Origin of the sequence: Agrobacterium sp. CCNWLW32, assembly GCF_037083425.1 — a bacterium.
GTDB classification, from domain to species: Bacteria; Pseudomonadota; Alphaproteobacteria; order Rhizobiales; family Rhizobiaceae; genus Agrobacterium; species Agrobacterium radiobacter.
In genome coordinates, this window is record NZ_JBAOJM010000005.1 from 74419 (window position 1) to 100972 (window position 26554).

At 60.9% G+C, this 26554-nt stretch carries 25 protein-coding genes and 1 riboswitch; of the genes, 20 read left to right on the plus strand and 5 right to left on the minus strand.

Annotated elements, in window-relative coordinates; all coding sequences use genetic code 11:
- Positions 1–45 precede the first annotated feature (45 nt).
- The 9 genes from V6R85_RS13160 (at position 46) to V6R85_RS13200 (ending at position 9394) form a co-directional block, all read left to right on the plus strand.
- Positions 46–1611, plus strand: a complete 1566-nt coding sequence (locus V6R85_RS13160; protein ID WP_162687265.1) for a sugar ABC transporter ATP-binding protein — start codon at positions 46–48, stop codon at positions 1609–1611.
- Between the two features lie 8 nt (positions 1612–1619).
- On the plus strand, positions 1620–2642 hold the full coding sequence (locus V6R85_RS13165) for an ABC transporter permease (RefSeq protein ID WP_003505311.1): 1023 nt from the start codon (positions 1620–1622) through the stop codon (positions 2640–2642).
- 75 nt (positions 2643–2717) lie between these two features.
- Positions 2718–3659, plus strand: coding sequence for an ABC transporter substrate-binding protein (locus V6R85_RS13170; protein ID WP_003505310.1), 942 nt, complete (start codon positions 2718–2720; stop codon positions 3657–3659).
- A 97-nt stretch (positions 3660–3756) separates the two neighbouring features.
- Positions 3757–4770 (plus strand): aldo/keto reductase, encoded by a 1014-nt coding sequence (locus V6R85_RS13175; protein ID WP_111792787.1) that lies wholly within the window; start codon positions 3757–3759, stop codon positions 4768–4770.
- 3 nt (positions 4771–4773) lie between these two features.
- Positions 4774–5595: an amidohydrolase family protein gene (locus tag V6R85_RS13180; protein WP_111834606.1), complete on the plus strand. Its 822-nt coding sequence runs from the start codon at positions 4774–4776 to the stop codon at positions 5593–5595.
- Between the two features lie 3 nt (positions 5596–5598).
- Positions 5599–6609 (plus strand): zinc-binding alcohol dehydrogenase family protein, encoded by a 1011-nt coding sequence (locus V6R85_RS13185; protein ID WP_111817188.1) that lies wholly within the window; start codon positions 5599–5601, stop codon positions 6607–6609.
- Entirely contained in the window at positions 6606–7739 is a 1134-nt protein-coding gene (locus V6R85_RS13190) for a mannitol dehydrogenase family protein (RefSeq protein WP_111834607.1), read from the plus strand. Before V6R85_RS13185 ends, V6R85_RS13190 begins: the two co-directional genes overlap by 4 nt.
- A gap of 11 nt (positions 7740–7750) precedes the next feature.
- The gene (locus V6R85_RS13195; protein WP_020809694.1) at positions 7751–8080 is read left to right on the plus strand and encodes an L-rhamnose mutarotase; all 330 of its coding nucleotides are present in this window, start codon (positions 7751–7753) and stop codon (positions 8078–8080) included.
- A 36-nt stretch (positions 8081–8116) separates the two neighbouring features.
- Entirely contained in the window at positions 8117–9394 is a 1278-nt protein-coding gene (locus tag V6R85_RS13200) for an L-fuconate dehydratase (RefSeq protein ID WP_060725312.1), read from the plus strand.
- On the opposite strand, the gene cobD is transcribed toward V6R85_RS13200, so the two are convergent.
- Entirely contained in the window at positions 9376–10422 is a 1047-nt protein-coding gene (gene cobD, locus V6R85_RS13205) for a threonine-phosphate decarboxylase CobD (protein ID WP_111834608.1), read from the minus strand. The genes V6R85_RS13200 and cobD overlap by 19 nt on opposite strands.
- Between cobD and cbiB the strand changes: the two genes are divergently transcribed.
- The gene (gene cbiB / locus V6R85_RS13210) at positions 10421–11386 is read left to right on the plus strand and encodes an adenosylcobinamide-phosphate synthase CbiB (RefSeq protein WP_111834609.1); all 966 of its coding nucleotides are present in this window, start codon (positions 10421–10423) and stop codon (positions 11384–11386) included. The genes cobD and cbiB overlap by 2 nt on opposite strands.
- Here the strand turns inward: cbiB and V6R85_RS13215 are convergent.
- Both V6R85_RS13215 and cobO read right to left on the minus strand, forming a co-directional pair.
- Complete coding sequence (locus V6R85_RS13215; protein ID WP_080866495.1) at positions 11373–12830, minus strand: cobyric acid synthase; 1458 nt, start codon at positions 12828–12830, stop codon at positions 11373–11375. The two genes, cbiB and V6R85_RS13215, sit on opposite strands and share 14 nt — an antisense overlap.
- Before the next feature lies 1 nt (position 12831).
- Positions 12832–13449 carry a cob(I)yrinic acid a,c-diamide adenosyltransferase gene (cobO, locus tag V6R85_RS13220; RefSeq protein WP_031233710.1) on the minus strand — a complete coding sequence of 206 codons (618 nt, stop codon included), beginning with the start codon at positions 13447–13449 and terminating at the stop codon, positions 12832–12834.
- 134 nt (positions 13450–13583) lie between these two features.
- Positions 13584–13799: riboswitch (cobalamin riboswitch) on the plus strand.
- A gap of 158 nt (positions 13800–13957) precedes the next feature.
- Here cobO and V6R85_RS13225 point away from each other — a divergent pair.
- The 7 genes from V6R85_RS13225 to V6R85_RS13255 are packed head-to-tail and all read left to right on the plus strand — an operon-like array spanning position 13958 to position 22237.
- Complete coding sequence (locus V6R85_RS13225; protein WP_162695546.1) at positions 13958–14344, plus strand: DUF1636 family protein; 387 nt, start codon at positions 13958–13960, stop codon at positions 14342–14344.
- Positions 14341–15378: a cobalamin biosynthesis protein CobW gene (cobW, locus tag V6R85_RS13230; protein WP_111834611.1), complete on the plus strand. Its 1038-nt coding sequence runs from the start codon at positions 14341–14343 to the stop codon at positions 15376–15378. The genes V6R85_RS13225 and cobW overlap by 4 nt, the downstream gene beginning before the upstream one ends.
- Positions 15379–15380: 2 nt before the next feature.
- On the plus strand, positions 15381–18731 hold the full coding sequence (gene cobN / locus V6R85_RS13235) for a cobaltochelatase subunit CobN (protein ID WP_111834612.1): 3351 nt from the start codon (positions 15381–15383) through the stop codon (positions 18729–18731).
- Positions 18731–20086, plus strand: a complete 1356-nt coding sequence (cobG, locus tag V6R85_RS13240) for a precorrin-3B synthase (protein WP_111834613.1) — start codon at positions 18731–18733, stop codon at positions 20084–20086. The genes cobN and cobG overlap by 1 nt, the downstream gene beginning before the upstream one ends.
- Positions 20083–20715: a precorrin-8X methylmutase gene (locus V6R85_RS13245; protein ID WP_107677672.1), complete on the plus strand. Its 633-nt coding sequence runs from the start codon at positions 20083–20085 to the stop codon at positions 20713–20715. The genes cobG and V6R85_RS13245 overlap by 4 nt, the downstream gene beginning before the upstream one ends.
- Entirely contained in the window at positions 20712–21479 is a 768-nt protein-coding gene (locus V6R85_RS13250; RefSeq protein ID WP_087745200.1) for a precorrin-2 C(20)-methyltransferase, read from the plus strand. The genes V6R85_RS13245 and V6R85_RS13250 overlap by 4 nt, the downstream gene beginning before the upstream one ends.
- On the plus strand, positions 21476–22237 hold the full coding sequence (locus tag V6R85_RS13255; RefSeq protein ID WP_020809686.1) for a precorrin-3B C(17)-methyltransferase: 762 nt from the start codon (positions 21476–21478) through the stop codon (positions 22235–22237). The genes V6R85_RS13250 and V6R85_RS13255 overlap by 4 nt, the downstream gene beginning before the upstream one ends.
- On the opposite strand, the gene V6R85_RS13260 is transcribed toward V6R85_RS13255, so the two are convergent.
- The gene (locus V6R85_RS13260) at positions 22204–22986 is read right to left on the minus strand and encodes a cobalt-precorrin-6A reductase (RefSeq protein WP_060725322.1); all 783 of its coding nucleotides are present in this window, start codon (positions 22984–22986) and stop codon (positions 22204–22206) included. The two genes, V6R85_RS13255 and V6R85_RS13260, sit on opposite strands and share 34 nt — an antisense overlap.
- Here V6R85_RS13260 and cbiE point away from each other — a divergent pair.
- From cbiE to cobM, 3 genes are read left to right on the plus strand one after another with little or no spacing between them, the layout of a single operon-like run.
- The gene (gene cbiE, locus V6R85_RS13265; protein WP_336377072.1) at positions 22985–24244 is read left to right on the plus strand and encodes a precorrin-6y C5,15-methyltransferase (decarboxylating) subunit CbiE; all 1260 of its coding nucleotides are present in this window, start codon (positions 22985–22987) and stop codon (positions 24242–24244) included. The two genes, V6R85_RS13260 and cbiE, sit on opposite strands and share 2 nt — an antisense overlap.
- Positions 24238–24657 carry a cobalamin biosynthesis protein gene (locus V6R85_RS13270; protein WP_060725324.1) on the plus strand — a complete coding sequence of 140 codons (420 nt, stop codon included), beginning with the start codon at positions 24238–24240 and terminating at the stop codon, positions 24655–24657. Before cbiE ends, V6R85_RS13270 begins: the two co-directional genes overlap by 7 nt.
- Positions 24654–25427 carry a precorrin-4 C(11)-methyltransferase gene (gene cobM, locus V6R85_RS13275; protein WP_065695304.1) on the plus strand — a complete coding sequence of 258 codons (774 nt, stop codon included), beginning with the start codon at positions 24654–24656 and terminating at the stop codon, positions 25425–25427. Before V6R85_RS13270 ends, cobM begins: the two co-directional genes overlap by 4 nt.
- Here the strand turns inward: cobM and V6R85_RS13280 are convergent.
- Positions 25382–26512 (minus strand): cobalt-precorrin-5B (C(1))-methyltransferase, encoded by a 1131-nt coding sequence (locus V6R85_RS13280; protein ID WP_020809683.1) that lies wholly within the window; start codon positions 26510–26512, stop codon positions 25382–25384. The two genes, cobM and V6R85_RS13280, sit on opposite strands and share 46 nt — an antisense overlap.
- Between the last annotated feature and the right edge of the window lie 42 nt (positions 26513–26554).

A 26554-nucleotide genomic window follows, 5' to 3' on the forward strand; every position in this document is an offset into this window, starting at 1 on the left:
TTCATGAACCCCGGTGGAGCGGGGATACGGGTGGGAGGTTTCCAGATGTCGCAGGGCGCATCGACAATTCGGGGCGATTTTTCGCCTGAGGAGATGGCGCGCGCGGAGCGTTCGGCCCTTCTGCGTCTCGACAATATCAGCAAGGAATTTCCGGGCGTCAAAGCGCTGTCCAACGTGCATTTTGATTTGCGCGGCGGTGAAGTGCATGCCGTCTGCGGCGAGAATGGTGCGGGAAAATCGACGCTGATGAAAATCATCAGCGGCGTTTATCAGCCGAGCGACGGCACGATCCTGCACAAGGGCGTGAAGGTGCAATATGCATCACCGCTGGAATCCGAAGCCGCCGGCATCGCCATCATTCACCAGGAACTCAACCTCGTTCCGCATCTTTCCGTTGCCGAGAACATCTATCTTGCGCGCGAACCGCGTCGCGGTTTCCTCGTTGACCGCAAGAAGCTGCGTCTCGACGCCAAGCGCTGTCTCGACCGGCTGGGTGTTGATATCAACCCCGACCAGATGGTCCGTGGCCTCTCCGTCGCCCAATGTCAGATGGTGGAGATTGCCAAGGCGCTGTCGCTTGATGCGGAAGTGCTCATCATGGATGAGCCGACCTCTTCGCTGACCGAGCAGGAAACCCGCCTTCTTTTCAAGGTTATCCGGGACCTCAAAGCCTCCGGCGTCGGCATCGTTTACATTTCCCATCGTCTCGATGAAATGGCCGAGATCGTCGACCGTGTGACGGTCCTGCGTGACGGACGTTATATTTCGACCGACGATTTCGCCTCGATTACCGTCGATGACATCGTCACCCGCATGGTCGGGCGTTCATTGGAAGACAAATTCCCCGAGCGCACATCGCGCCCGACGGAAGACGTCATCTTCTCCGTTGAAGGTCTGGCCCGCAATGGCGTATTCAGCGATGTGAGCTTTTCACTGCGGCGCGGTGAAATCCTCGGTTTTGCCGGACTTATGGGCGCGGGACGAACGGAAGTCGCGCGGGCGATCTTCGGGGCCGATCCGCTTGATGCCGGCAAAATCACCTTCAATGGGCGCGAGCTTTCGATCAACTCGCCACAGGACGCGATCGAAGAAGGTATTGCCTATCTCTCGGAAGACCGCAAAAGCGATGGCCTCGCCATCAAGATGTCGGTGGCGGCCAATACGACGCTTGCCAATCTCGGCGAGGTTTCCAACCGTTTCGGGCTGATCGACTTCAAGAAGCACGACGACGTCGCCAAGCGCTACGTCGACCTTCTGAATATCCGCACCCCTTCGATCGATCAGACGGTGCGGCTGCTTTCGGGTGGCAATCAGCAGAAAATCATCATCGGCAAATGGCTGTTCCGCCAGTCGCGCGTGCTGTTCTTCGATGAGCCGACACGCGGCATCGATGTCGGCGCGAAATTCGCGATCTACAAGATCATGGACGAACTGGCCGCACAGGGCATCGGCGTCGTTCTCATCAGTTCGGAATTGCCGGAAATTCTGGGGCTGACGGATCGCATCGCGGTCTTCCATCAGGGCCGCATCACGGGCGTACTCGAAACCGCCAAGACCAATCAGGAAGAAATCATGCGGTATGCGTCCGGTTACGGCCGGGCCGCGCAGTGAGGAACGACATGGCCAATATTGCAGAACCCAAGAAGAGCTTTGCTGTCAGCGACCGCCAGAAGGACATCATCCAGAAGTTTGCTGCGCTCGGCAGCCTGTTCGCCCTCGTCGCGGTCTTCTCCGCCACCAGCAGCGCCTTCTTCACCGTCAATAACGGCATGACGATTGCGTTGCAGGTCACGTCCATCGCTCTGCTCGGCATTGGTGCCACCTGCGTCATCATCACCGGCGGTATCGATCTTTCTGTCGGTTCGGTGCTGGCGCTCGCCGGTGTGGTTGCCGCCCTTGCGGTGAAGGAACTCGGCATGCCTGTGCCGATCGGCATGTTGCTCGGCATTCTGACGGGATCGCTCTGTGGTTTCATCAACGGCCTTCTGGTCACGCGTTTCAAGCTGCCGCCCTTCATCGCCACTCTCGGCATGATGCTGATCGCGCGCGGCGTGGCGCTGCAGATTACCGGTGCGCGCGCCGTTTCGGGCCTTGGTGAATCCTTTGGCGAACTCGGCAACGGCGCTCTCTTCCGCATTGTTAATATCGGTGACGACGGTTTTCCGAATGTCGTTTTCCCCGGCATTCCTTACCCCGTCATCCTGATGGTGGTGATTGCGCTTGCGGTTTCCTTCATGCTCAACCGCTCGATCCTCGGCCGCCACATCTACGCCGTGGGCTCCAATGCGGATGCTGCACGCCTTTCCGGTGTCAACGTCGCCCGCGTCACCAATTTCACCTACATCCTGTCCGGCACGCTCGCCGGGCTGACGGGCTGCGTGCTGATGTCGCGCCTCGTCACTGCCCAGCCGAATGAGGGCGTGATGTATGAGCTGGATGCGATTGCCAGCGCCGTTATCGGCGGCACATCGCTGATCGGCGGCGTCGGCACGATTTCCGGTACGGCCATCGGTGCCTTCGTCATCGGCATCCTGCGCAACGGTCTCAATATGAATGGCGTCTCCGCCTTCACGCAACAGATCATCATCGGCCTCGTCATTCTGGTCACCGTCTGGATCGACCAGCTGCGCAACCGCCGCTGATCAAAGGGCTGCGGACCCTTTCCGCAAAAAAGATCGGCAGGGGAGGCCCGGTATGCCGACATCACGGAGGAAGAAATGAAGAAAATTGCGACTGCCCTTCTGACATCCGCAATCGCGCTGTGGAGCGTTTCCACCGTGCAGGCCGGTGAAATCGCCGTCATCGTCAAGACCGTCAACTCCACCTTCTGGCAGAACGTCCAGAAGGGCGCTGACGCGGCGATGAAGAATTCTTCCGGCAACACCATGACCTTCCAGGGTCCGGCTGCTGAATCGGCGATTGCCGACCAGGTCAACATGGTTGAAAACGCCATCAACCGTAAGGTTGCTGGTATTGTTCTCGCACCTTCCGATCCGGACGCGCTGGTGCCTGCCGTCAAGAAGGCCTGGGAAGCCCGTATTCCCGTCGTCCTGATCGACTCGCAGCTCGCCAAGGGCTCGGAGCAATATTACCAGTCGTTCCTGGCGACCGATAACAAGAAAGCCGGCGAACTGGCAGCGCAGGCGCTGATCGACAAGGTGGGCAAGGAAGGCAAGATCGCCGTCATGTCTTATGTCGCTGGTGCCGGTTCCGAAATCGGCCGTGTCGGCGGTTTCACCGACTATATCCAGATGAACTCCAATCTGAAGATTGTCGGACCGTTCTACTCGCAGTCGCAGATGGCCACCGCGCTGAACCAGACGACCGACGTTCTGGCCGCCAATTCGGACCTCAAGGGCATTTTCGGCGCTAACGAGCCGACGGCAATCGGCGTTGGCCGCGCTCTCGCCCAGAGCGGCAAGGCCGGCAAGGTCGTCGCCATCGGTTTCGACGGCAATCAGGACCTTCAGAGCTTCGTCAAGGATGGCACGCTGGGCGGTATCGTGGTTCAGGGTTCCTACCAGATGGGTGAAAAGGGCGTAGAGACCATTTCCAAGCTCATCAACAAGGAAAAGGTCGAGAAGTTCGTCGATACCGGCGTCGTTGTTGTCACCAAGGACAATATCGAAAAGCCGGAAGCCAAGAACGTTCTTTACTGATGCATGATGGCGCGCCGCCCTGTGGCGGCGCGCCTTACCTGTTTGAGATGCGGTTTTCACCATCCCGCTCTAGCTAGAAATTCAGGAAGTCCCTGCGATGAAAGTCTCCGATACACGTAAGTTGCCGCACCGCGCCGTTGACGTCACCGTCATGGGCCTCGGTTGCGCCCAGATGGGCAATCTCTACCGCGTCACCCCCTATGAAGAGTCCAAGGGTGCGTTCGACAAGGCATGGGAAAGCGGCATGCGTTATTTCGATACCGCGCCGTTTTATGGCTATACGCGGTCGGAGCGTCGTCTCGGCACCATGGTTACGGAGCATGACCGGAGCGAATATACGCTCAGCACCAAGGTCGGCCGTGTGATGGTTCCTGACGAGACCGTCGGTCCGGAGGAGGATGCTTATATAGCGCCCCTGCCCTTCCGCCCGGTCTATGATTATTCCTATGACGGTATTCTGCGCTCCTTCGAGGCAAGCCAGCAGCGGCTAGGCGTCCTGAAGCCGGATATTCTTTATGTCCACGATATCGGTTCCTACACCCATGGCGAAAAGCACCAGCATTATTGGGAGCAGTTGACCACGGGCGGCGGCTTCCGGGCGCTTGGCAAGCTCCGCGAGGAAGGATCGACGGGGGCCATCGGCCTTGGCGTCAACGAGTGGGAAATTGTCAGCGACGCGATGGATGTCTTCGACATCGACGTCGCCATGCTCGCTGGCCGTTATACGCTGCTGGAACAGCAGAGCCTTGGTTTCATGAACCGTTGCGCTGAAAGCGGCGTCGGTATCGTTGTCGCCGGTGCTTTCAATTCCGGCATTCTCGCTGGCAACCGCAAATTCAATTATGCTGACGCGCCTGCCGATATTCTCACGCGTGTCGATGCGCTGCAGGGTGTTTGCGAGGAACTCGGCGTATCGCTGCAGGCCGCCGCATTGCAGTTTCCGCTCGCCCATCCGGCTTCGGTCACTGTTGTCTCAGGTGCGCGTAATGCGCAGCAGCTCGCTTCCAATATCGAATGGTTCGAACAGTCGATCCCGGATGAATTCTGGTCCGAGCTGCACAGACGTGGCCTGATTGCCGAAGGTGCGCCTACGCCTGTCGGGAAGGCTTGAGGCATGATTATCGACGCCCACCAGCATTTCTGGCTGATGAAGGATCGTGCCGGGCAATGGCCGCCGCCGTCGCTCGCCGCCATCTACCGGGATTTTCTCCCCGCCGATCTGTCGCCCTTGCTGGCCGCTGCCGGAGTTTCCGGCACCGTGCTGGTGCAGACGATGGAGACACGGGCCGACACGGATTTCATGCTGGAACTGGCGGAAAAGACCGATTTCATCAAGGGCGTGGTTGGCTGGGTGGACATGAAGTCTCCCGAGGCGGCGAGTGAAATTGCTCGCCGGGCAAAACATCCGGCCTTCAAGGCTGTGCGTCCGATGTTGCAGGGCATGGAGGATGTTGCCTGGATCGATGATCCGGCACTCGATCCAGCCGCGGCGGCTTTGGTAAAGCACGGTCTGGCGTTCGATGCGCTGGTCCTGCCGCCCAATCTGCCGCATCTGCTGTCGTTCGCCCGCCGCCATCCGCAGTTGCCCATCGTCATCGACCATGGCGCGAAGCCCGTGATTGCCATCGGTCACTACAGCGACTGGCGCAAGGATATGGCCGCTCTGGCGGCTCTTCCCAATGTCCATTGCAAACTCTCCGGTCTGCTGACCGAGCGCGGTGAACAGCGACCGGAAGCCGTGCGGCCTTATGCCGAGACCATTCTTGAACTCTTTGGTGGCAACCGCGTGATTTTCGGCAGTGACTGGCCGGTGTTGCGGCTGGCCGGCGATTATCAGGCATGGCTGGATTTCTGCCGCGATATCGTGCCGGCAGAGGACCATGCGGCAGTCTTTGGCGGTAATGCCATTCGTTTTTATTCCCTTTCCCACAGGTGATGCATGCTGGCGATTTTCTGCGAAACCCCAGGTCAACTCGTCCCCAAGGAACTGCCGAAACCAGCGCGTGGCGAAGGTGAAGTGCTGGTGCGCATCCGCCGCATTGGTGTTTGCGGCACGGATCTGCACATCTTCACCGGCAACCAGCCTTATCTTTCCTATCCGCGTATCATGGGTCATGAGCTTTCCGGCACGGTGGAAGAGGCGCCGCAAGGCAGCCATCTGTCCGTGGGCGACGTGGTCACCGTCATTCCCTATATCTCGTGCGGCAAATGCAGCGCCTGCCTTAAGGGCAAGAGCAATTGCTGCCGCAATATCGGTGTGCTCGGCGTTCATCGTGACGGCGGCATGGTCGAATATCTGAGCGTGCCGCAGCAATTTGTACTGAAGGCGGAGGGGCTGAGCCTCGACCAGGCGGCGATGACCGAATTTCTGGCTATTGGTGCGCATGCGGTGCGCCGTGGCACAGTCGAGAGGGGGCAGAAGGTTCTGATCGTCGGTGCCGGCCCGATCGGCATGGCCGTTGCGGTTTTCGCCGTTCTCGATGGTGGCGAAGTGACGATGATCGATGGACGTACCGACCGATTGGATTTCTGCAAGGAGCATCTTGGCGTTGCGCATACGGTGACACTCGGGGAAGGTGACAAAGATCGTCTTTCCGAAATCACCGACGGCGATTTCTTCGATGCGGTCTTTGATGCGACCGGCAATCCGAAAGCCATGGAGCGCGGCTTTTCCTTTGTCGGCCATGGCGGTTCCTACGTGCTGGTCTCCATCGTCGCCAGCGATATCAGCTTCAACGATCCGGAGTTCCACAAGCGTGAGACGACGCTGCTCGGCAGCCGCAATGCCACGCCTCAGGATTTCGAGCGCGTCCTGCAGGCGCTGCGGGAAGGCAAGGTGCCGGAGGCACTGATCACCCATCGCATGACGCTTGCCGATGTGCCCTCCAAATTTGCCGGCCTGACCGATCCGAAGGCCGGAGTGATCAAAGGCATGGTGGAGGTCGCATGACGTCCGATACGCCCATCCTGCAATTCGGCACCAGCCGCTTTCTTCTGGCGCATGCGGATCTCTTTGTTTCGCAGGCGCTGGACAAGGGCGAAGCGCTCGGGCGCATTGCGATTATCCAGACGACCGGCAATGCGGAGAGCCTGAAGCGCGTTGCGGCGCTGAACAGCGGCGCGCCCTACCCAGTGCTTATTCGCGGTATTCGTGATGGGCAGGAAGTGGACGAGGAAATTCAAGGCAGGGCTGTCGCGCGGGCACTGACCGCTGCGACCGACTGGGCCGAAGTGCGCCGCCTCGCCTGCGAGGCCGAGGTCATTCTGTCCAATACGGGCGACCGCGGTTATGAGCTGGATTCGGCCGACAATGCTGGGCTTGCTGGCGATTTTACGATCGTGCCGAAGAGCTTTCCGGCGAAACTCTGCATGTTGATGCTGGAGCGTTTTCAGAGCAATCCGGAAGCGACCGTGTCCATCTTCCCCTGTGAACTTGTGCCGCGTAACGGCGAAAGGCTGAAGGAGGTCATTCGCCGGCTTGCCGATGAATGGCAATTGCCGGCGGGTTTTGCCTTTTATCTGAACGAGAAGTGCCGTTTCGCCAATAGTCTGGTGGATCGCATCGTCTCCGAACCTATCGATCCGGTGGGTGCGGTGGCGGAGCCCTATGCGCTATGGGCGATCGAGAAGCAGGACGGGCTTGTCATTCCCTGCACGCACCCTGCCGTGGTGCTCACGGACGATCTCGATCACTATGAAAAGCTGAAGCTTTTCCTGCTCAATCTCGGCCATTCCTATCTGGCGGAACGCTGGACGCAGGATGCGCGCGGGAAAGACGAGACGGTGCGTCAGGCAATGGCCGACGATGCTCTCGTCGCGGATCTGGAGACGCTCTGGCGGGACGAGGTTCTGCCGGTCTTTGCGGCCGAAGGCATGGGAGACGAAGCGCAGGCCTATATAGGTCAGTTGCGGGAGCGTTTGCGCAATCCCTTTCTCGCGCATCGGCTGGCTGATATCGCCGGCAACCACGACGAAAAGAAGCGTCGCCGCTTCGCTCCGGTCATTGCCGCGGCGGAACGGCTGGGATTAAGCCTACCGCAGACAAAGCTGCGCGCTGCGCTCGCCACCATCAAGCAATAACGGAGTTTTTCATGCAGCGTATGGGCATGGTCATAGGCGTCAAACCTGACATGATCGCGGAATATAAAAGGCTGCACGCCGCCGTCTGGCCTGAAATTCTGGCGCTCATCAGCGACTGCAATATCCGCAATTACACGATCTTCCTGCGCGAGCCGGAAAATCTGCTCTTCGGCTATTGGGAATATCACGGCACCGATATCAGCGCCGACATGGCGAAGATGGCCGAAAGCCCCAAGAACCAGGAATGGTGGTCCTTCACGATTCCCTGCCAGCAACCACTCGAAAGCCGCAAGGAAGGCGAGTGGTGGGCGATGATGGAAGAGACCTTCCACCACGATTGAACGATTTCCTTTGACACTGACCGCGAGTGACCGGCCATGACCAAAATTACTGATCTGCGTGTTTTCGACCTGCGTTTTCCGACCTCCCAAAGTCTCGACGGTTCGGATGCGATGAACCCCGACCCGGATTATTCGGCGGCTTATGTCATTCTCGATACCGATGAGGCGGGTCTCAAAGGCCACGGGCTGACCTTCACCATCGGCCGCGGCAATGACATCTGCTGCATGGCCATCGAAGCGATGCGTCATCTGGTGGTCGGCACCGATCTTGCCACCGTCACCGAGAACCCCGGCAAATATTGGCGGCATCTGACGAGCGACAGCCAGCTGCGTTGGATCGGCCCGGACAAGGGCGCGATGCATCTCGCCACCGGCGCCGTTGTGAATGCGGTATGGGATCTGCTGGCCAAGAAGGCGGGCAAGCCGGTGTGGCAGCTTGTCGCCGACATGAGCCCGGAAGAAATCGCAGATATCGTCGATTATCGCTATCTGACGGACGTGCTGACCCGCGACGATGCGCTCGCGATCCTCAAAAAAGCCGAAAGCGGCAAGAAGGAACGTATCGAGACGCTGAAGAACGAAGGTTACGCCTGCTATACCACGTCGGCCGGCTGGCTTGGCTATGACGACGCCAAGCTGCGCCGTCTTTGCCAGGAAGCCATCGATGCCGGTTTCAACCATGTGAAGATGAAGGTCGGCCGTGATCTGGAAGACGACATTCGCCGTCTTACCATAGCCCGCGAGGTGATTGGTCCCGACCGTTACCTGATGATCGATGCCAATCAGGTGTGGGAAGTTGATCAGGCAATCGAGTGGGTGAATAAGCTCGCCTTTTCCAAGCCCTTCTTCATCGAAGAACCGACCAGCCCGGATGATGTCGCTGGCCATCGCAAAATTCGTGCTGCCATCGGTTCGGTGAAGGTGGCGACGGGCGAAATGTGCCAGAACCGGATCATGTTCAAGCAGTTCATCGCTGAAGGCGCGATCGATGTGGTGCAGATCGACAGCTGCCGCATGGGTGGCCTGAACGAGGTGCTGGCGGTTCTCCTGATCGCCGCCAAATACAATTTACCGGTTTGGCCGCATGCCGGCGGCGTCGGCCTTTGCGAATATGTGCAGCATCTGTCGATGATCGACTATCTGGTGGTATCTGGTACGAAGGAAGGCCGCGTGATCGAATATGTAGATCATCTGCACGAGCACTTCATCGAACCCTGCGATATCAGAAACGCCGCTTACATGCCGCCGAAACTGCCGGGCTTCTCCATCGAAATGAAGCCGGAGTCGATCGAGACCTACACCTTCGAGGAATAACCGAGGGATGACAGCGCCTCCTTAAGGCGCTGCCACTCCGTTTCGCTCCCGGGAAGGCCGAAACGCACGTCGTTCGGCCTTTCATCAAAAATGCGGACCAGAATGCCGTGTTGGCCAAGATGGCTGAACAGTTCGGTGGCCCGGGGGGTGCGCACCAGAGTGAAAAGGGACGTGCCGCCGGCAATCGCCTGTCCCGTTTTTTCCAGCATGTCATTCATGCGCCGGGAGTCTTCGGCAAGGCGCAGACGCATGGAAGATTGCCATTTCTTATCCGCCAGAGCCTGCGTCGCGATATGAAGCGCCGGGCCAGAAACCGCCCAGGGGCCGAGCTTTGCTTCAAGTTCAGCGGCGATATCGGGCTGTGCAATGGCGAAACCCAGCCGAACGCCCGCCATGCCGTAAAATTTGCCGAATGAGCGCAGGACCACCAGCGCTTCCTGACCGGTGGCATTCGCGAGGCTTTCGGCAAGTCCCGTCTCGGTGAAGGCTTCGTCCACGACGAGCAATCCGCCCTTGAGGCGCATGGCTTCGGCTAGCGACAGCAACGCTGCGCGATCTGTGATGCGGCCATCGGGATTATTGGGATTGACCACCACGGCATAATCGTGAGCCGATAGCTCCCGGGTGTTTTCCACCTCGGTCACGGCAAGTCCGGCCATCCGCGCGGTCCGGGCATGTTCCGCATAAGCGGGCGAAAGCACGGTGCCGCTCTTGGCCCCGCGAGCAAGTGCAATCTGAGCCAGCAATGGCATCAGCATCTGGGTGCCGGGTGAAAGCACCACATGCCGGGCGGAAGGCGCGTCGAAATGGGCTGCAGCCAGCTGTTTCAATTCTTCGGCGGCATCCGGTTCCGGCAGGCGGGCGAATGCGCTGGCGGGAACGGGTGAATGCGGATAGGAGTGCGGATTGATCCCGGTCGAAAGGTCGATCCACGGTTCCGGCGCTTCAGGAAACATCAGACGCGCCCTGCCGAGATTGCCGCCGTGACGGATCGCAGCCTGCGCCTTTTCTGGTACTGTTTCGCCCATGTTCTTTGCTCTCGCTTTCTTGTCGCTCTTGATCGAACGCCTGACCGGCTATCCGGACTGGCTGTTCAAACGCATCGGCCATCCCGTTACCTGGGTCGGTTCGCTTATCGCGCTGCTGGACAAAAAATGGAACCGGGAGAACGCGTCATTTTCACAGCGCAAGGCGGCAGGTGTGGCGGCTCTGGCCGGTTTCGTCGGGCTGACGCTGCTCCTTGCATGGTTTGCGCAATCCACCCTGATTTTTCTGCCCTTCGGCATTTTGCTGGTTGCCGTGCTGGGCGCTTCGCTTCCGGCGCAGAAAAGTCTTGAGCAGCATGTGGAGGCTGTCGCCACTGCTCTGGAGCGCGAGGGCGTGGGCGGTGGCCGCAAGGCGGTATCGATGATCGTCGGGCGCGATCCGCAAAAGCTTGATGAGGCGGCGATCTGCCGGGCGGCGATCGAAAGTCTGGCCGAGAATTTTTCCGACGGCATCGTTGCACCCGCCCTGTGGCTCGGTCTCCTGGGCCTGCCGGGCGGCGCGGCTTACAAGGCAATCAATACGGCTGACAGCATGATCGGCCATCGCTCACCCCGCCATGAGGCCTTCGGCTGGGCGTCCGCCCGGCTGGACGATCTGGTCAATCTGCCGGCGTCGAGACTGAGCGGCGGTCTTTTCGTGGCCGCTTCGTTTTTCGTGAAGGGCGCATCACCCGGCGGGGCCATTGCCGCGATACGTCGCGATGCCCATCACCACCGTTCCCCCAATGCCGGCTGGCCGGAGGCGGCGCTGGCCGGCGCTCTGGGCTTCGCGCTTGCAGGCCCACGCTCCTATGGCGGGCAGATGATCGAGGCGCGCTTCATGGGTGAAGGCGGGAGGGCGACGCTTGTTGCGGAGGATATTCGCAGGGCGCTGCGACTGGCGCGGGTGGCCGATCTGCTGTTGATCGGCCTGTTCGGACTTCTGGCGATCCTTATCGCGCTATAGCCAGCAGACGGTCGAGGTCGAGGTGCTGCTCCATATGGACCGCAAGATGATCGAGAACAGTCTCCACCTGCGCATCATAGTTCAGGTCCGCGCCCTGCCCGCCGAGACGCTCCAGCCATGCGCCGCGTTGGCGATCATCCGCGAAAAGACCGTGAATATAGGTGCCGAAGACGCGGCCAGAGGCCGAGATGGCGCCATCATTATGCCCATCGAGCGTCGAGAACGGCAGATGGTCCGTCATGCCTGTGGTTTCGCCGACATGCATTTCGTAGCCGGATAAATCTATGCCGTCGAAACTCGTGCCGCGAACGGAAATGAGCCGCTTGTCGCCCGTCAGAACCGTGTCGACATCCAGCAGGCCCATTCCCTCGACCGTCGCTGGCGATCCTTCGATACCGTCAGGATCGGCAACTGTTTTTCCAAGCATCTGGTATCCGCCGCAGAGGCCCAGAACATAGCCGCCGCGTCTTACATGCGCCTTGATATCAATGTCCAGGCCAGCATTCTTCAGCACGGCAAGGTCGGCGATAGTGGATTTCGAACCGCACAGCAGGATCAGACGGCAATCGGTAGGAATTGTCTCGCCCGGCCGCACGCGGATCAGTTCGACATCGGGTTCCATGTCCAGGGGATCGAGATCATCGAAATTGGAAATATGCGGCAGGATCGGCACGGCAATGCGGATCTTCGCGCCAGGTTTCCGCTCAGCCGGGCCGGAAAGCCCGAGAGCATCCTCCGCCGGCAATTGTGCGGCGTCGGCAAAATGCGGCAGAAGCCCGATGGAGGCCCAGCCGGTCTTTTCCGCAATTATCCGCATGCCGTCCGAAAACAGGGCCGGATCACCGCGAAAGCGGTTGACGATAAAACCTTCGATCATCGCCGCGTCTTCAGCTTCGAGCACGGCTTTGGTACCGACGAGGCTGGCGATGACGCCGCCCCGGTCGATATCGCCGATCAGGATCACAGGCGCGTCCGCAGCTCTCGCAAATCCCATATTGGCGATGTCATTGGCACGCAGGTTGATTTCGGACGCGCTGCCCGCCCCTTCCACCAGCACCAGATCGGCCTGCTGTTTCAGGAGCTCGAAGCTTTCCAGCACGCGCGGCATCAGTCCGGCCTTCATGTGCTGGTAATCGGCCGCTTTGGCATTGCCGGCGATCTTGCCCTGCACGACCACCTGTGCGCCGGTTTCGCTCTGCGGCTTCAGGAGCACCGGGTTCATGTGCACGGAAAGCGGCACGCCCGCCGCCCGCGCCTGCAGCGCCTGCGCGCGGCCGATCTCGCCGCCATCGGCGGTCACGGCCGCATTGTTCGACATGTTCTGCGGCTTGAACGGCATGACGGACAGGCCGCGCCTGACGAAGGCCCGTGCAAGGCCGGCCACCATCAGCGATTTGCCGACATCCGAGCCGGTTCCCTGAAACATCAGCACGCGTGCAGCCATGTCAGAATTCTATCCCCGCCTGCGCCTTCACGCCCGCCTTGAAATGATGTTTGACGAGGGTCATTTCCGTCACCATGTCGGCGGCGTCGATGAGCGGTTGCTTGGCGTTGCGGCCGGTAACGATGACATGCAGATCGGGCCTGCGGCTGGAAAGCGTTTCCACCACCTCCTCCAGCGGCAGGTAATCGTAGCGGAGTGCGATGTTCAGCTCATCGAGGATCAGCAGGCCGATGGTTTCGTCGGCCATCAGGATCTTGGCTTCTTCCCAGGCCTTTGCCGCCGCTGCGACATCGCGTTTCAGATCCTGCGTGTCCCAGGTGAAACCCTCGCCCATGGTGCGCCAGACGACCTTGTCGCCGAACAAGGTCAGCGCCTGCTGTTCGCCCGTCGACCATGCCCCCTTGATGAATTGCACCACGCCGACCCTGCGTCCGGTGCCGAGCATGCGCAGGGCAAGGCCGAAAGCGGCGGTGGATTTGCCCTTGCCCGGGCCGGTATTAATCATCAGCAGACCCTTTTCAATGGTCTTTTCCGCAACTTCGGCATCCTGCACCGTCTTGCGGTTGACCATTTTCTGCCGGTGGCGTTCGGCCTCGCTGTCGCTGATGTCGCGTGTCATTGCATTTTCCTTTTCATCCAGCCGTGCGGGATCCAGTGCCCCCGACATTCGGAGCGGCGACTATACCCAATTTGCCGCACCCGGCAATGTGCCGCCGCAGGGCCCGCAGCATTGACCCTCACGCCCGTTCAGCCTAAGGGTAACGGACTGACGGTCTTTTCCCGGCAACGGGAAAAGCTAAGAGGGAACACGGTTCCAACCCGATTACCGGGTCATTCCGTGGCTGCCCCCGCAACTGTAAGCGGTAAGCCCGCACCGTAAAGCCACTGGACCCTTGAAGATGGTTCGGGAAGGCGGTGTCAGGGTGTAAAGCCGCGAGCCAGGAGACCTGCCGTTTCAGGAAAAACGTCTGCCGGGCGGGGTGCTCCGGTCAGTCGGTTAGATCGAACATCCGGTTTGCGCCTGTCCGCATGCCGTTTTCGACATCCGCACCCCGAGATTTTTTGCAAGGCGCGGGAAACGATACGGTTTGGATATTTCAGCGACATCTTCTTCTACGAGTGGAAACATGCAGGACGAAACGGCGTCCGGCGTGACCGTCTTCATTTGCAGAAGCTGCCGCGATGAAGCCGACGCCAATGCCGAACCGCGCCCCGGTTCGCGTCTCGCCGATGCCGTCATGGCAAAGGCGGAGGAAACGGGTGTCACCGTTCGTTCCGTCAACTGTCTTGCCAATTGCAAGCGCGGCCTCAGCGCCGTGCTGTGCAGCGCCAATGGCTGGTCCTATGTATTCGGCGGGCTGACGACCGGTGATGCGGAAGATTTGCTGACCGGCGCGCGGCTGTTGGCTGCCGCCCCCGATGGCCTGATGCCCTGGCGCGGCCGCCCCGAACCATTAAAGCGCGGCATGGTGGCGCGCATTCCCCCATTCGATTTTACCGAGGAGAGATCATGAGCACCCTTCTGGACCGCGTTCCCTGCACCATCGTTACCGGTTTTCTGGGGGCCGGCAAAACCACGCTGCTGCGCGGTCTTCTCGAAAAGCTTGACGGCAAGCGGCTGGCGATCATCGTCAATGAATTCGGCGATATCGGCATCGATGGCGAGATTCTGAAAGGCTGCGGCATTGAAAGCTGCCCGGAAGAAAACATCGTCGAACTGGCCAATGGCTGCATCTGCTGTACGGTGGCGGATGATTTCCAGCCCGCCATCGAACAGATTCTGAGCCGCCAGCCGAAGGTGGAGCATATCCTCATCGAGACCTCGGGCCTTGCCTTGCCGAAGCCCTTGGTGCAGGCCTTCCAGTGGCCGGCCATCAAGAGCCGCGTGACGGTGGATGCCGTCGTGGCCGTGGTGGATGGCGCTGCCCTCGCCGAAGGACAGGTGGCGCATGACATGGAAGCGCTCGCCGCTCAGCGGGCCAATGACGAGGCGCTCGATCATGATGACCCGGTCGAAGAGGTTTTCGAGGATCAGGTCGCCTGCGCCGATCTTATTGTGCTGACCAAGGCCGATCTTCTTGACGATGCCGGCCTGGACAAGGCCAAGGCGCATATTCTCGAACATCTGCCGAAGGCAGCAAAGATCGTCGTGGCCTCCAATGGCGCTATCGATCCCGCCGTGCTGATCGGTCTTGGCCTTGCGGTGGAAGAGGATATCGAAAACCGCCGCACCCACCATGATGGCGAGTTTGACCACGAGCATGACGATTTCGACAGCTTCGTCATCGACTTGCCGGCCGTCACCGACCCGGAAGCGCTGGCTATCCGTATCGCCGAGACGGCTGCTGCGGAAAATGTCCTGCGGATCAAGGGCTTCATCGAAGTTTCCGCAAAGCCGATGCGCTTGCAGGTGCAGGCTGTCGGCAGCCGCGTCAACCACTATTACGACCGGCCCTGGGCCGCGGGTGAAGAACGCCGCAGCCGCCTCGTCGTCATCGGCGAAAAGGGCCTCAATCGCGAAAAGATCGAGCAGATGCTGGCCGCCTGACGATGCATATTCTCGCCACCACATCCTCGTCTCTGGACGACCTGATAGAGCCGGTTGATCTCAACCAGCCCCGGTCGGATGTGGTGATGCTGTCTTTTTCGGCCAGCGATCTGGCCGGGCTGGAGCAGGCCTGGCGGCGAACCGAGAGTACACCACCCTCCCTGTCCGCCGACAACCTGTCCGAGCTTCGGCACCCAATGTCGGTCGATCTGTGGATTGAAAAGACGGCGGAACACGCCAAGGTTATTCTTATCCGGATTCTCGGCGGTGCAGAACGCTGGCGCTACGGTGTCGATCAGCTTTCCATTCTGGCGCGCAGGCGCGGGATAAGGCTGCTGCTCCTGCCGGGAGAATGCAGCGACCGAGATGAAAAGCTTGAAGCGGCATCAACCGTCGATCGGCGGATCTTGGCCTCTGCCCTCTCCTTCTTCCGCGAGGGTGGGCAGGAGAATATGGGCCGGCTTGCCGGTGGTCTTACCTCCCTTGCAAATGGTGAGACATGGCCGGATATCGAGGCTGAACCGCTGCCGAAAGCCGGTTTCTACCGACCCGGCAGGGGCGTCGTGGATCGGGCGGAAGCCTGCGAGGGTTTCCCCGCCGGTGCGCCCCTTTTGCCGATCCTCTTTTACCGCTCCATGCTTCTGGCGGCAGATGCTGCTCCCGTGGATGCGCTCTTCGAAGCGCTTTCGCAGCGCGGTTTTGCACCTTTGCCGATTTTTGTCAGCGGCCTGAAGGATGGAGAGGCGATCCGTTTCCTCAAAACGGTGCTGCCAGATCTCAAACCCGCCGCCATCATTGCCGCCACCGCCTTCGCCAGCCAGACGGATGACGAGGGTACAACACTGTTCGACCGGCTCGGCGTGCCGGTGTTTCAGGTGGTGATGGCGACGACGCGACGGGACGGCTGGGCGGAAAATGCGCGCGGTCTCAATCCCTCCGATCTTGCCATGCATGTCGTTCTGCCGGAACTGGATGGCCGGATTCTCGCCGGCGCGATTTCGTTCAAACAGGCGCGAATGGATGGTGGCGCGAGTTTACTCAATGTACCCGAGGCCGATCGCGTCGAGCAGGTGGCAAATCGCATCGCCGCTTTCCTGCGGCTGCGGAATGCCGCTCCACGGGATCGCCGGATCGTCATTCTGATGCCGGATTATCCCGGTGCGGCGCCCGGGCGAACCGGTTATGCCGTCGGTCTTGATGTGCCGCAAAGCGTTCTCGAAATGCTGCGCGATCTCGCTGGCGCAGGTTATGTGGTCGAGGATATTCCTAAGACCGCGCGGGCGCTGCTCGACCGCGTCGAAAAGCAGGAAGCGACGATTGGTCTTTCCGTCTATGAAAGTTTTTTTTCCGCCCTGCCACCTATAGCTGCCGCATCCGTAAATGCGACATGGGGCGCAGCAACCGACGACGACGCATTGGTTGATGGTGCATTCCGGTTTCGTGTCGCCCGTTTCGGCGAAGTATTCGTGGCGCTCGCGCCCGACCGGGGCCGCAACGAGGATCGCCGGGTGGATTACCACGACCCTGCCCTGCCGCCGCGTCACGCGTTAGTCGCTTTCGGTGCATGGATGCAGCGGGTCGCAGATGCGCATGCCATCGTGCATGTGGGTGCGCACGGCACGCTGGAATGGCTGCCGGGCAAGACGGTCGCGCTTTCCCGTGATTGTTTTCCCGAAATTGTCACCGGCTCGCTACCCGTAGTCTATCCGTTCATTGTTTCCAATCCAGGCGAAGCGGCGGTCGCCAAGCGGCGTATCGCGGCCGTGACCATCGGCCATGTTCCACCGGTGCTGGTCAATGCCGGGCTTTCCCCGGAACAGTCGGCGCTGGAACAGCTCGTTGATGAATATGCGCAGGCGGATGGGCTGGATCGCCGCCGGCGTGACCGACTGGCGAAACTGATTGTCGAAAAGGCGCTGGAGACTGGGCTTGCAGCTGAGGCGGGCGTGGGTGTGAAGGATGATGCCGATGCGGCCCTGTCGCGCATCGACGCCTTTCTGTGCGACCTCAAGGATTTCGCCATCAAGGACGGCCAGCATGTTTTTGGCCGCTGTGCCGAAGCCGAGACCGATCTTCTGAGGCTTGAAAGCGCCAAATCGGAAAAAGCTGCCCTGCTGGCTGCGCTTGATGGCCGGCATATCGCCCCCGGCCCCTCCGGCGCACCTGCGCGCGGACGGCTCGATGTGCTGCCCACGGGCCGCAATCTCTATGCCGCCGATCCGCGCACCATGCCGACGCCGACGGCGTTCGAGCTCGGCAAAATGGCGGGCGAAGAGGTGCTGCGCCATCATCTGCAGTCCCACGGCGACTGGCCGAAACATCTGGTTTTCGATCTGTGGGGCAGCGCCAGTCTGCGCAATGGCGGTGAGGATGTGGCCCAAGCGCTGCATCTGATGGGGGCGAGACCGATCCACGATCTCGCCACCGGCCGGGTCACCGGCATCGAGGTTCTGCCGCCGGCGAGCCTGGGGCGGCCGCGTGTCGACGTCACGTTTCGCATATCCGGCCTGTTCCGCGACATGTTCCCGGCGCTGATCGCGCTTCTCGATGCTGCCGCCAAGGCCGTTGCGCGGCGGGAGGAAGCGCCGGGCGACAATCCTCTGGCGGAAGAGGCCGTCGCGCTTGGGCATATTCCGGCGCGCATTTTCGGCTCCGCGCCCGGCACCTATGGTGCCGGCATCGAAGAAAAGCTTGCGAGCGGGAAATGGGAAGAACGCGAGGAGCTGGGGCAGGCCTATCTCGACGCGGCGAGCCACGCTTTCGGTGGTGCGGACGGGCTGGAGATTTTCGAAGATACCGGTTTTGTGGAGCTCGTCAGGCGGGCCGACCTTCTGGTTCATACCGGCGATGATCCGGGTCGTGACCTTCTCGATGGTTCTTCCGATGTCGCCTTTATCGGCGGCTTTTCCGCTGCGAAGGCCGTGCTTGGCGGGGTCGCTGACATCGTGGCGCTGGATACCACAGATCCGGCACGCCCGCGTGCAAGGTCAATGACGCAGGCGCTGACGCGGGTGGTGCGCGCGCGCGCCGTCAATCCACGCTTCATTGCAGGCCAGATGCGGCATGGTCCGCGCGGGGCGGCGGAGTTCGCCGAGACGGTGGACCGGCTGATCGGCTTTGCCGAAACCACACATGCGGTGTCCTCCTCGTTGATCGAGGCGCTTTACGACGCCTATTTCGGCAATGAGGACGTGCGCGATTTCATTCTGCGGGAAAATCCGAAAGCGGCGCAAGTGATGGCCGAACGGTTTTTATCCGCCCGCCGTCGTGGGTTGTGGCATAGCCGCCGCAATGCTGTGGATGCGGAACTTGAAATGCTCATCCTGCCGCGGCCCCAAAGGGTGGAGGCGTGATGATGGCCGCTGCCGATCCCGTCCAGCCCTTTGGCCGCCGTGGCCTCTGCCCGGCCCTCTCCGTTCCCATGCGCACCGGAGACGGGTTTTTGTCGCGGATCGCTTTCGAGGCGGATATTGCCCCGCGTGACATGGCGGCGCTTTGCCATTTTGCCGAACTGCATGGCAACGGATTGATCGACATTACCGCACGCGGCAGCCTGCAATTTCGCGGCCTGACGCCGGAAAGCGCCCGCGCCCTGGAAAAAGATGTTCTGGCGCTGGATTTGCCGCTGCGTGAGGGACTGGCAGTTGAGACCTCGCCTCTCGCCGGTCGGGATGACGCGGAAATCGCTGATGGCCGCCCACTCGCCGCAGAGATTCGAAAAGGGGCTGACAGGCTCATTCTCCATGAGAAGCTTGCCGCTAAAATGTCTGTCGTCGTTGATGGCGGCGGGCACCTCTCCATGGGAGATTTGCTGGCCGATATTCGCCTGAAAGCACTGTCACTTGATGGTCGGACCTTCTGGCGATTGCTCGTTGGCGGGCCGGAAAGCAGGGCGCTGAATGCGGGACTGGTCGAGACGGGCGCGGCGGCGGGCGCCGTCGTGTCGCTGCTCGCCTTTCTGGCCGGCAAGGGACCGCTTACCCGTGGCCGCGATCTGGACCATTCGACCATAAAGACAGTTTGCGGAGATCGCCTGCTCGATCGGGTGATTGCGGACGAAGCCAGGGTGGCTTCTGCACCTCTGGGACTGATGACGACGGGAAAGGACTGCTTTGCAGTTGCTGTCGCGCCTGCTTTCGGGCAAATCCGGGCCTGCGATTTGTCTCATCTCTGCGAACGGGCCGGTACGCTCGGCATCAAGGCTCTACGGCCATCCCCAAACCATAGCCTGCTATTTTTTGGATCGTCATCCGCTTGCAACGCCTTGCTGGAGATTGCAGGGGAGTCCGGTTTCATAACGACGGCAGGTGACGCGCGCTCTTCCATCGCCGTCTGTCCCGGCGCGCCGGGCTGCGCTTCGGCTTTTCTTCCCACCCATGAACTGGCCGCCTTTGCGTCTGAGGAATGCGCGTCATTGCTGGATGGCTCCTTCACGCTGCATATTTCCGGCTGTGGTAAGGGTTGCGCTCATCCCGCGCCGTCGCTTCTCACTTTTTCCGGCACTGCCGATGGCCTGGTCTTTTCTATTGCAGGCCGCCCCGGCGATGTGCCGGATGGCATTTTACCTTTCCCGCATCAGAGGACGGTGCTTTCGCGGCTTGCCCGTCTTTACGAAAAAGAACATAAGCCCGGGGAAAACGCCGCTACCCTGTTTGCCCGGCTGGGCAAACAGGCGATCGGTGCGGCGCTTCGACAGGATGACCGATGACCGACTATGACTATATTCGCGACGGCAATGCGATCTATGAGCGCTCCTTCGCCATCATTCGCGAAGAAGCGGATTTGTCCGCCTTTACCGAAGAGCAGGCGGATATCGCCATTCGCATGATCCATGCCTGCGGGCAGGTGGAGGCGGCCAGCCATTTCCGATTTTCGCCGGATTTTGTTGCCGCTGCACGTGGTGCTCTACGAGCCGGCAAGCCCGTTCTCTGTGATGCTGAAATGGTGGCCCACGGCGTGACGCGTGCCCGTCTTCCGGCTGATAATGATGTGATCTGCACCCTTCGCGATCCGCGCACGCCTGAGATAGCGCAAAAGATCGGTAATACCCGTTCCGCCGCCGCACTCGATCTCTGGGCCGAGAAGCTGGATGGCGCGCTGGTCGCCATCGGCAATGCGCCGACGGCCCTGTTTTATCTTCTGGAAATGCTGGAAAAAGGCGCGCCGCGCCCCGCCGCCATCATCGGCATGCCCGTTGGTTTTGTCGGTGCGGCGGAATCGAAAGACGCGCTGGAAGCAAGTTCGCTCGGCATTCCCTATGCCATCGTCAAGGGACGCATGGGTGGCTCGGCGATGACGGCTGCCGCCATCAACGCGGTTGCGAGGGCTGGCCTGTGAGCGCGGCTCTTTTTGAAAACCCCAGGGGTAAACTCGTTGGCGTCGGCACCGGCCCCGGTGATCCCGAACTTCTGACGCTGAAAGCCGTTCGTGCCATCGAAAATGCCGATGTGCTCGCCTTCTTCTGCAAAAAGGGTGGCAGCGGTAACGGTCGTGGCATTGTCGAAGCCTTCATTCGCCCCGGTACGCTGGAAATGCCGCTGGTCTATCCGGTAACCGTCGAAAGCGACAAAAACGGCAGCGATTATCGCGATGCGATCGCCGCCTTTTTCGATCAGTCGGCGAAGGATATTGCCGTGCATCTCGAGGCCGGGCGCAATGTTGCCGTGCTGTCGGAAGGCGATCCGCTGTTTTACGGTTCTTATATGCACCTTCATTTGCGGCTTGCTCCGTCCTACCCGGCGGAGGTCGTTGCGGGTATCACGGCAATGTCCGGCTGCTGGTCCATGGCCGGTCTGCCGCTGGTGCAGGGCGATGATATTTTGAGCGTCCTTCCCGGCACGCTTGGCGAAGATGTTCTGACGGAACGTCTGTCCGGCACGGACGGTGCGGTGATCATGAAGGTGGGGCGCAACCTGCCAAAGATTCGCCGGGCGCTGGAAAAGGCCGGTAAGCTTGAAGAAGCGCTTTATGTCGAGCGCGGCACGATGGCCAACAGCCATGCGGTGCGGCTCATCGAACGTGATGCATCGCCTGCGCCCTATTTTTCACTGGTTCTGGTGCCGGGCTGGAAAACGAGGCCCTCTGCAGGTGAAAAGCCATGACCGGCAGGCTCGTCGTTGTCGGCCTCGGCCCGGGTAGTGCGGCGCAGGTGACGCCGGAGGCGCTTGCCGCTGTCGATGCCTCGGAGGATTTCTTCGGTTATATTCCCTATCTCGATCGCCTTTCGCTTGGGCCGCACCAGCGTCGCCATGCGTCCGACAATCGCGAGGAGATTTCCCGCGCCGAGCAGGCTTTGCGGCTTGCGGCTTCCGGCGGCAAGGTCTGCGTGGTGTCCGGCGGTGATCCCGGCGTTTTCGCCATGGCGGCGGCAGTTTGCGAGGCGATCGAAAGCGGTCCTTCCGAGTGGCGCGAGATCGATTTTTCCGTCGTGCCCGGCGTGACCGCCATGCTGGCGGTCGCTGCGAGGGCCGGCGCGCCGCTTGGCCATGATTTCTGCGCCATTTCGCTGTCGGACAATCTGAAGCCCTGGAGCATCATTGAAAAACGGCTGATTGCGGCGGCGGAAGCAGGGTTTGTCATGGCTTTCTACAATCCCGTCAGCAAGGCGCGTCCGCACCAGCTCGGTACCGCTTTTGATCTGTTGCGGGCGCATTTGCCCGGTTCTGTGCCGGTGATCTTCGGTCGGGCAGCAGGCCGGGCGGATGAGCGTATCCGGGTGATACCTCTTTCGGAAGCCTCGAGCGACATGGCTGACATGGCCACCTGCATCATCGTCGGTTCGGTTGAAACCCGTCTGATTGAACGATCCGGCAAAGAACCGCTGGTTTATTCGCCGCGTTTTTCGAGAAGAGAGAGCTGATGTTGGATGGCGGTGAGCGCAGCTGCAATATCCGGCACCGTCACATCATTCATGGACGCGTCGTTTCGCTTTCGCGGCCGCTCGATCATGATGACCGGCAGGCGGAGCCGTCTTGCGGCCTCGATCTTTCCATAGCTGGCGCTGCCACCGGAATTTTTCGAGACCAATGTCTCGATGCGGTTTTCTTCCAGCATGCGGATTTCATCATCCAGCGCAAAAGGACCACGCGCGGTGATGTAGCGCGCATGCGGCAGTTTCAGTGGCGGCTCCACGGGGTCAACGCTGCGGATGAGATAGCTGTGCTGGGGCGCGGCTTCGAAAGGAAGCAGCTCCTGCCGTCCCAAAGCCAGAAACACGCGCCGGCCTTCGCTGCCGAGCGCAATAACAGCCTGCTCGACGCTGTCGACACCATGCCATGTGTCATCCGGCTGGCACTGCCAGGCGGAACGCGAAAGCGCCACAAGCGGGACCTTGGCAAGCCGCGCCGCCTCAACGGCATTGGTGGAAATCTTCGCCGCATAGGGATGCGTGGCGTCCACCAGAATATCGAAACCCCCGGTGCGAATGAAATCCGCAAGACCTACGGCACCGCCAAAACCGCCACTGCGCATCGGCACCGGCTGTTCGACCGGCGAGAGTGTGCGACCGGCCATGGAAAGCAGAATTCGGTAGCCGGAGTCTTCTGCCAGCCTGCCGGCCAGAATGCGGGCATCCGCCGTGCCGCCAAGGATGAGTATGGAGCGTGTCATGACGTCTGAATATTCCGGAACGGGCGATGCTTCCACAGAAAAGAAAGAGAAGCCGTGGCTTTCCATCGTCGGCATTGGTGAGGATGGGCTCGCGGGGCTGGGCCGGAACGCGATCCAGGCGATAGAGGCGGCCGAGATCGTTTTCGGCGGTAAACGCCATCTGGAACTGGCGGCTGCGGCTGTTCGTGGTGAAGCACGGCGCTGGCCGGTGCCGTTCGACACGGATATGAGTGATGTCGTGGCGCTGCGTGGCAAGCGGATTTGTGTGCTCGCCTCCGGCGATCCGTTCTTTTATGGCGTCGGCGTCACGCTTCTGCGGCATGTCGAGGCGGATGAGACGGTTTGTCATCCCTCGCCTTCCGCCTTTTCCCTGGCGGCGGCGCGGCTTGGCTGGGGGCTGCAATCGGTCGAATGCGTTTCGCTACACGGCCGTTCCATCGATCTCTTGCGGCCGTATCTCCATGCCGGTGCGCGCATCATTGCGCTTACCTCGGATGCTCACGCCCCGGCTTTGATTGCGGAATTGTTGTCCGATTTGGATTTCGGTCAGTCGGAATTCGTTTTGCTCGAAGCCCTAGGCGGAGAGCGGGAAAAGCAGCGGCAGGTCAGGGCGGCTGATTTCGCCTTTGAAGACATCGACCCGCTGAATGTGGTGGCGATTGATGTCGTCGCGGCTGAGGGTGCCCGTATCCTGCCTTTTGCACAGGGACTGGATGACAGCCTGTTCGAACATGACGGGCAGATCACCAAACGCGAAATCCGCGCCGTGACACTTTCCTCTCTCGCGCCACGGCGGGGCGAATTGTTGTGGGATATCGGTGCCGGTTCGGGTTCGATCGGTATCGAATGGATGCTGTCGCATCCCTCGCTTCGTGCGATCGCCATAGAGCAGCATCCGGAAAGGGCGGAGCGTATCGCCCGCAATGCCGAAGCTTTCGGTGTACCGGGGCTTGAGGTCATGATCGGCGCGGCCCCCGCAGCTTTTGAAGGCTTGCCTCAGCCGGATGTGATTTTCATTGGCGGCGGCGGTAGTGAAACGGGCGTGCTGGAGGGGGCCATGGAGGCCCTGAAACCGGGTGGGCGGCTGGTCGCCAATGCGGTGACGCTGGAAATGGAGGCGGTACTGCTTGCCGCCCATGCGCGGCTTGGCGGTTCGATGATCCGTCTGGATGTATCGCGGGTGGTGGCTGTCGGCTCCATGTCGGGCTGGCGTCCGGCAATGCCGGTGACGCAGTGGAGCTGGGTCAAGCCATGGTGACAGTGGCTGGCATAGGCTGTCGCAAGGGCACGGGTCCGGATGCTGTCATGGCCGCCGTGCGTGCTGCGGAGCATGCTTTTGGCATGACCGCAGAATGCCTGGCGACTGCGCCGCTCAAAGCCGGTGAAGCCGGTCTTACGGCAGCGGCAAAAAGCCTGTCGCTGTCGCTGGAAATCGTATCGCAGGAGCGGCTCGATGCGGTCGCTTCGAAAACAATGACATTTTCACAGGCAAGCCTTGATCATGCCTGCTCGCCAAGTGTCAGCGAAGCGGCGGCGCTTGCCGCCGCCGGAGAGAATGCAAGGCTGGTCGCGCCGCGTCTTGTGGTTGGCGATGTGACGGTAGCCATCGCAACGACTGACGATGCCCCACGTGATAGCGGCTGCGCCATCGAACATGGAGAACAACAATGACGGTTCATTTCATCGGCGCCGGTCCGGGTGCCGCCGATCTCATTACGGTGCGCGGGCGCGATCTTATCACCGCCTGCCCGGTGTGCCTTTATGCGGGTTCACTGGTTCCGAAGGCGCTCATCGATTATTGCCCGCCGGGTGCACGCATTGTCGATACGGCAGCGCTTTCGCTTGACGAGATCGAGGCGGAGTTTGTGGCTGCAGCAGAGGCCGGCAAGGATGTGGCGCGGTTGCATTCCGGCGACCTTTCCGTCTGGAGCGCCATGGGTGAACAGATTCGCCGACTGGAGCGGCTGGGTCTCGATTATACCGTCACGCCCGGCGTGCCCTCCTTTGCCGCTGCAGCCGCCACTTTGCAGCGGGAACTGACGGTGCCGGAAGTGGCGCAGAGCCTTGTACTGACCCGCATTTCCGGTCGAGCATCGAAGATGCCTGACGGTGAGACGCTGAAGGCTTTCGGTGCGACGGGTACGACGCTCGCCATTCATCTCGCCATTCATGCCATCGGCAAGGTGGTGGAAGAACTGGCGCCACTTTACGGCTCCGATTGCCCGGTTGCCATCGTGGTTCGCGCCTCCTGGCCGGATGAGCGGGTTATCAGGGGAACGCTGTTCGACATTGAAGGAAAGCTCGCAGCCGAACCGGTGGAGCGGACGGCCCTGATCTTCGTCGGACGTGGACTTGCCTCGACGGATTTTCGTGAAAGCGCGCTTTATAGCACCGACTATGTCCGGCGGTTCCGATCTCCGAAAGAAGATGCGACGGGCTGATGCGACGGCGTGGAGGCGGTGCGCCCCTTGAGCGTGCCCTGACGATCGAACACCAGAATATCAAGCGCAATGGCGGGCGTCTTCAGCGCCGCCGCTGCGGTCACCCAGGCTTTTTCCGCCACGACCGCACCGAGGTCTATCCCCGCGCGTTCGGCCAGCTCAAAGGCGTGCGCCACCATGTTGGCCTGACGGATGGCAATGGCGAGGCTTTCGTCTCCTCCGGCTTCCGTCGCCAATGCCGCCAGCGCATCAAGATCGGCCAGTCCCTTCTTGGAGTGCACGTCGAGCATTCCCTGCGCGAGCTTGGTCATCTTGGCGACGCCGCCGGCAATCGTCACCCGCTCGACCGGATGACTGCGCAGGTATTTCAGCATGCCGCCGATGAAATCGCCCATGTCGATCAGCGCGGTTTCCGGCAGATCGTAAAGCGCCTGCCCGGCTTTTTCGGAGGTGTTGCCGGTGGCGCCCAGCACATGGGCGCAGCCGGTCGCGCGCGCCACATCAATGCCACGCCAGATGGAGTGGATCCAGGCGGAGCAGGAAAAGGGAATAACGATGCCTGTTGTGCCGAGGATGGAAATGCCGCCAACAATGCCGAGCCTGCCGTTCAGGGTTTTCTCCGCCAGTTTCTCGCCGTCGCGGACGGAAATCTCGACTTCGAAATCGGCACTTTCTCCGGCCACCTCTCGAATCGCTGTTTCGATCATCTTGCGCGGTACGGGGTTGATGGCGGGTTCTCCCGGTGGCAGGGGCAGGCCCGGCCGTGTGATGGTGCCCACGCCCTTGCCGGCCTTGAAGGTGATGCCGCTTCCCGGTTGACCTCGTCGCACCGTGCTTTCGATCAGCGCACCATGGGTTACGTCGGGATCGTCACCCGCATCCTTGACGACACCGGCGCGGGCGAAGTTTTCACCCTTTTCCTCGGTGGCGAGGGAAAATGCAGGCCTCGCGCCGCTTGGAAGTTCGACCTCGACAGGGTAAGGAAATTCGCCGGTCAAAAGGGCAGCGCAGGCCGCCTTCGTGGCGGCCGCCGCGCAGGTGCCCGTGGTCCAGCCGCGGCGAAGGGTCTTTCCATCTGTTTCCATATGAATTTCTATAGCCGGGACGGCTTTTTCCGTCATCGTTAA

Bases quoted from the DNA above. Each gene is read 5' to 3' on its own strand.
- V6R85_RS13160 (WP_162687265.1), top strand. From the start codon at position 46: ATGTCGCAGGGCGCATCGACAATTCGGGGCGATTTTTCGCCTGAGGAG.
- V6R85_RS13165 (WP_003505311.1), top strand. From the start codon at position 1,620: ATGGCCAATATTGCAGAACCCAAGAAGAGCTTTGCTGTCAGCGACCGC.
- V6R85_RS13170 (WP_003505310.1), top strand. From the start codon at position 2,718: ATGAAGAAAATTGCGACTGCCCTTCTGACATCCGCAATCGCGCTGTGG.
- V6R85_RS13175 (WP_111792787.1), top strand. From the start codon at position 3,757: ATGAAAGTCTCCGATACACGTAAGTTGCCGCACCGCGCCGTTGACGTC.
- V6R85_RS13180 (WP_111834606.1), top strand. From the start codon at position 4,774: ATGATTATCGACGCCCACCAGCATTTCTGGCTGATGAAGGATCGTGCC.
- V6R85_RS13185 (WP_111817188.1), top strand. From the start codon at position 5,599: ATGCTGGCGATTTTCTGCGAAACCCCAGGTCAACTCGTCCCCAAGGAA.
- V6R85_RS13190 (WP_111834607.1), top strand. From the start codon at position 6,606: ATGACGTCCGATACGCCCATCCTGCAATTCGGCACCAGCCGCTTTCTT.
- V6R85_RS13195 (WP_020809694.1), top strand. From the start codon at position 7,751: ATGCAGCGTATGGGCATGGTCATAGGCGTCAAACCTGACATGATCGCG.
- V6R85_RS13200 (WP_060725312.1), top strand. From the start codon at position 8,117: ATGACCAAAATTACTGATCTGCGTGTTTTCGACCTGCGTTTTCCGACC.
- cbiB (WP_111834609.1), top strand. From the start codon at position 10,421: ATGTTCTTTGCTCTCGCTTTCTTGTCGCTCTTGATCGAACGCCTGACC.
- cobD (WP_111834608.1), bottom strand. From the start codon at position 10,422: ATGGGCGAAACAGTACCAGAAAAGGCGCAGGCTGCGATCCGTCACGGC.
- V6R85_RS13215 (WP_080866495.1), bottom strand. From the start codon at position 12,830: ATGGCTGCACGCGTGCTGATGTTTCAGGGAACCGGCTCGGATGTCGGC.
- cobO (WP_031233710.1), bottom strand. From the start codon at position 13,449: ATGACACGCGACATCAGCGACAGCGAGGCCGAACGCCACCGGCAGAAA.
- V6R85_RS13225 (WP_162695546.1), top strand. From the start codon at position 13,958: ATGCAGGACGAAACGGCGTCCGGCGTGACCGTCTTCATTTGCAGAAGC.
- cobW (WP_111834611.1), top strand. From the start codon at position 14,341: ATGAGCACCCTTCTGGACCGCGTTCCCTGCACCATCGTTACCGGTTTT.
- cobN (WP_111834612.1), top strand. From the start codon at position 15,381: ATGCATATTCTCGCCACCACATCCTCGTCTCTGGACGACCTGATAGAG.
- cobG (WP_111834613.1), top strand. From the start codon at position 18,731: ATGATGGCCGCTGCCGATCCCGTCCAGCCCTTTGGCCGCCGTGGCCTC.
- V6R85_RS13245 (WP_107677672.1), top strand. From the start codon at position 20,083: ATGACCGACTATGACTATATTCGCGACGGCAATGCGATCTATGAGCGC.
- V6R85_RS13255 (WP_020809686.1), top strand. From the start codon at position 21,476: ATGACCGGCAGGCTCGTCGTTGTCGGCCTCGGCCCGGGTAGTGCGGCG.
- cbiE (WP_336377072.1), top strand. From the start codon at position 22,985: ATGACGTCTGAATATTCCGGAACGGGCGATGCTTCCACAGAAAAGAAA.
- V6R85_RS13260 (WP_060725322.1), bottom strand. From the start codon at position 22,986: ATGACACGCTCCATACTCATCCTTGGCGGCACGGCGGATGCCCGCATT.
- V6R85_RS13270 (WP_060725324.1), top strand. From the start codon at position 24,238: ATGGTGACAGTGGCTGGCATAGGCTGTCGCAAGGGCACGGGTCCGGAT.
- cobM (WP_065695304.1), top strand. From the start codon at position 24,654: ATGACGGTTCATTTCATCGGCGCCGGTCCGGGTGCCGCCGATCTCATT.
- V6R85_RS13280 (WP_020809683.1), bottom strand. From the start codon at position 26,512: ATGGAAACAGATGGAAAGACCCTTCGCCGCGGCTGGACCACGGGCACC.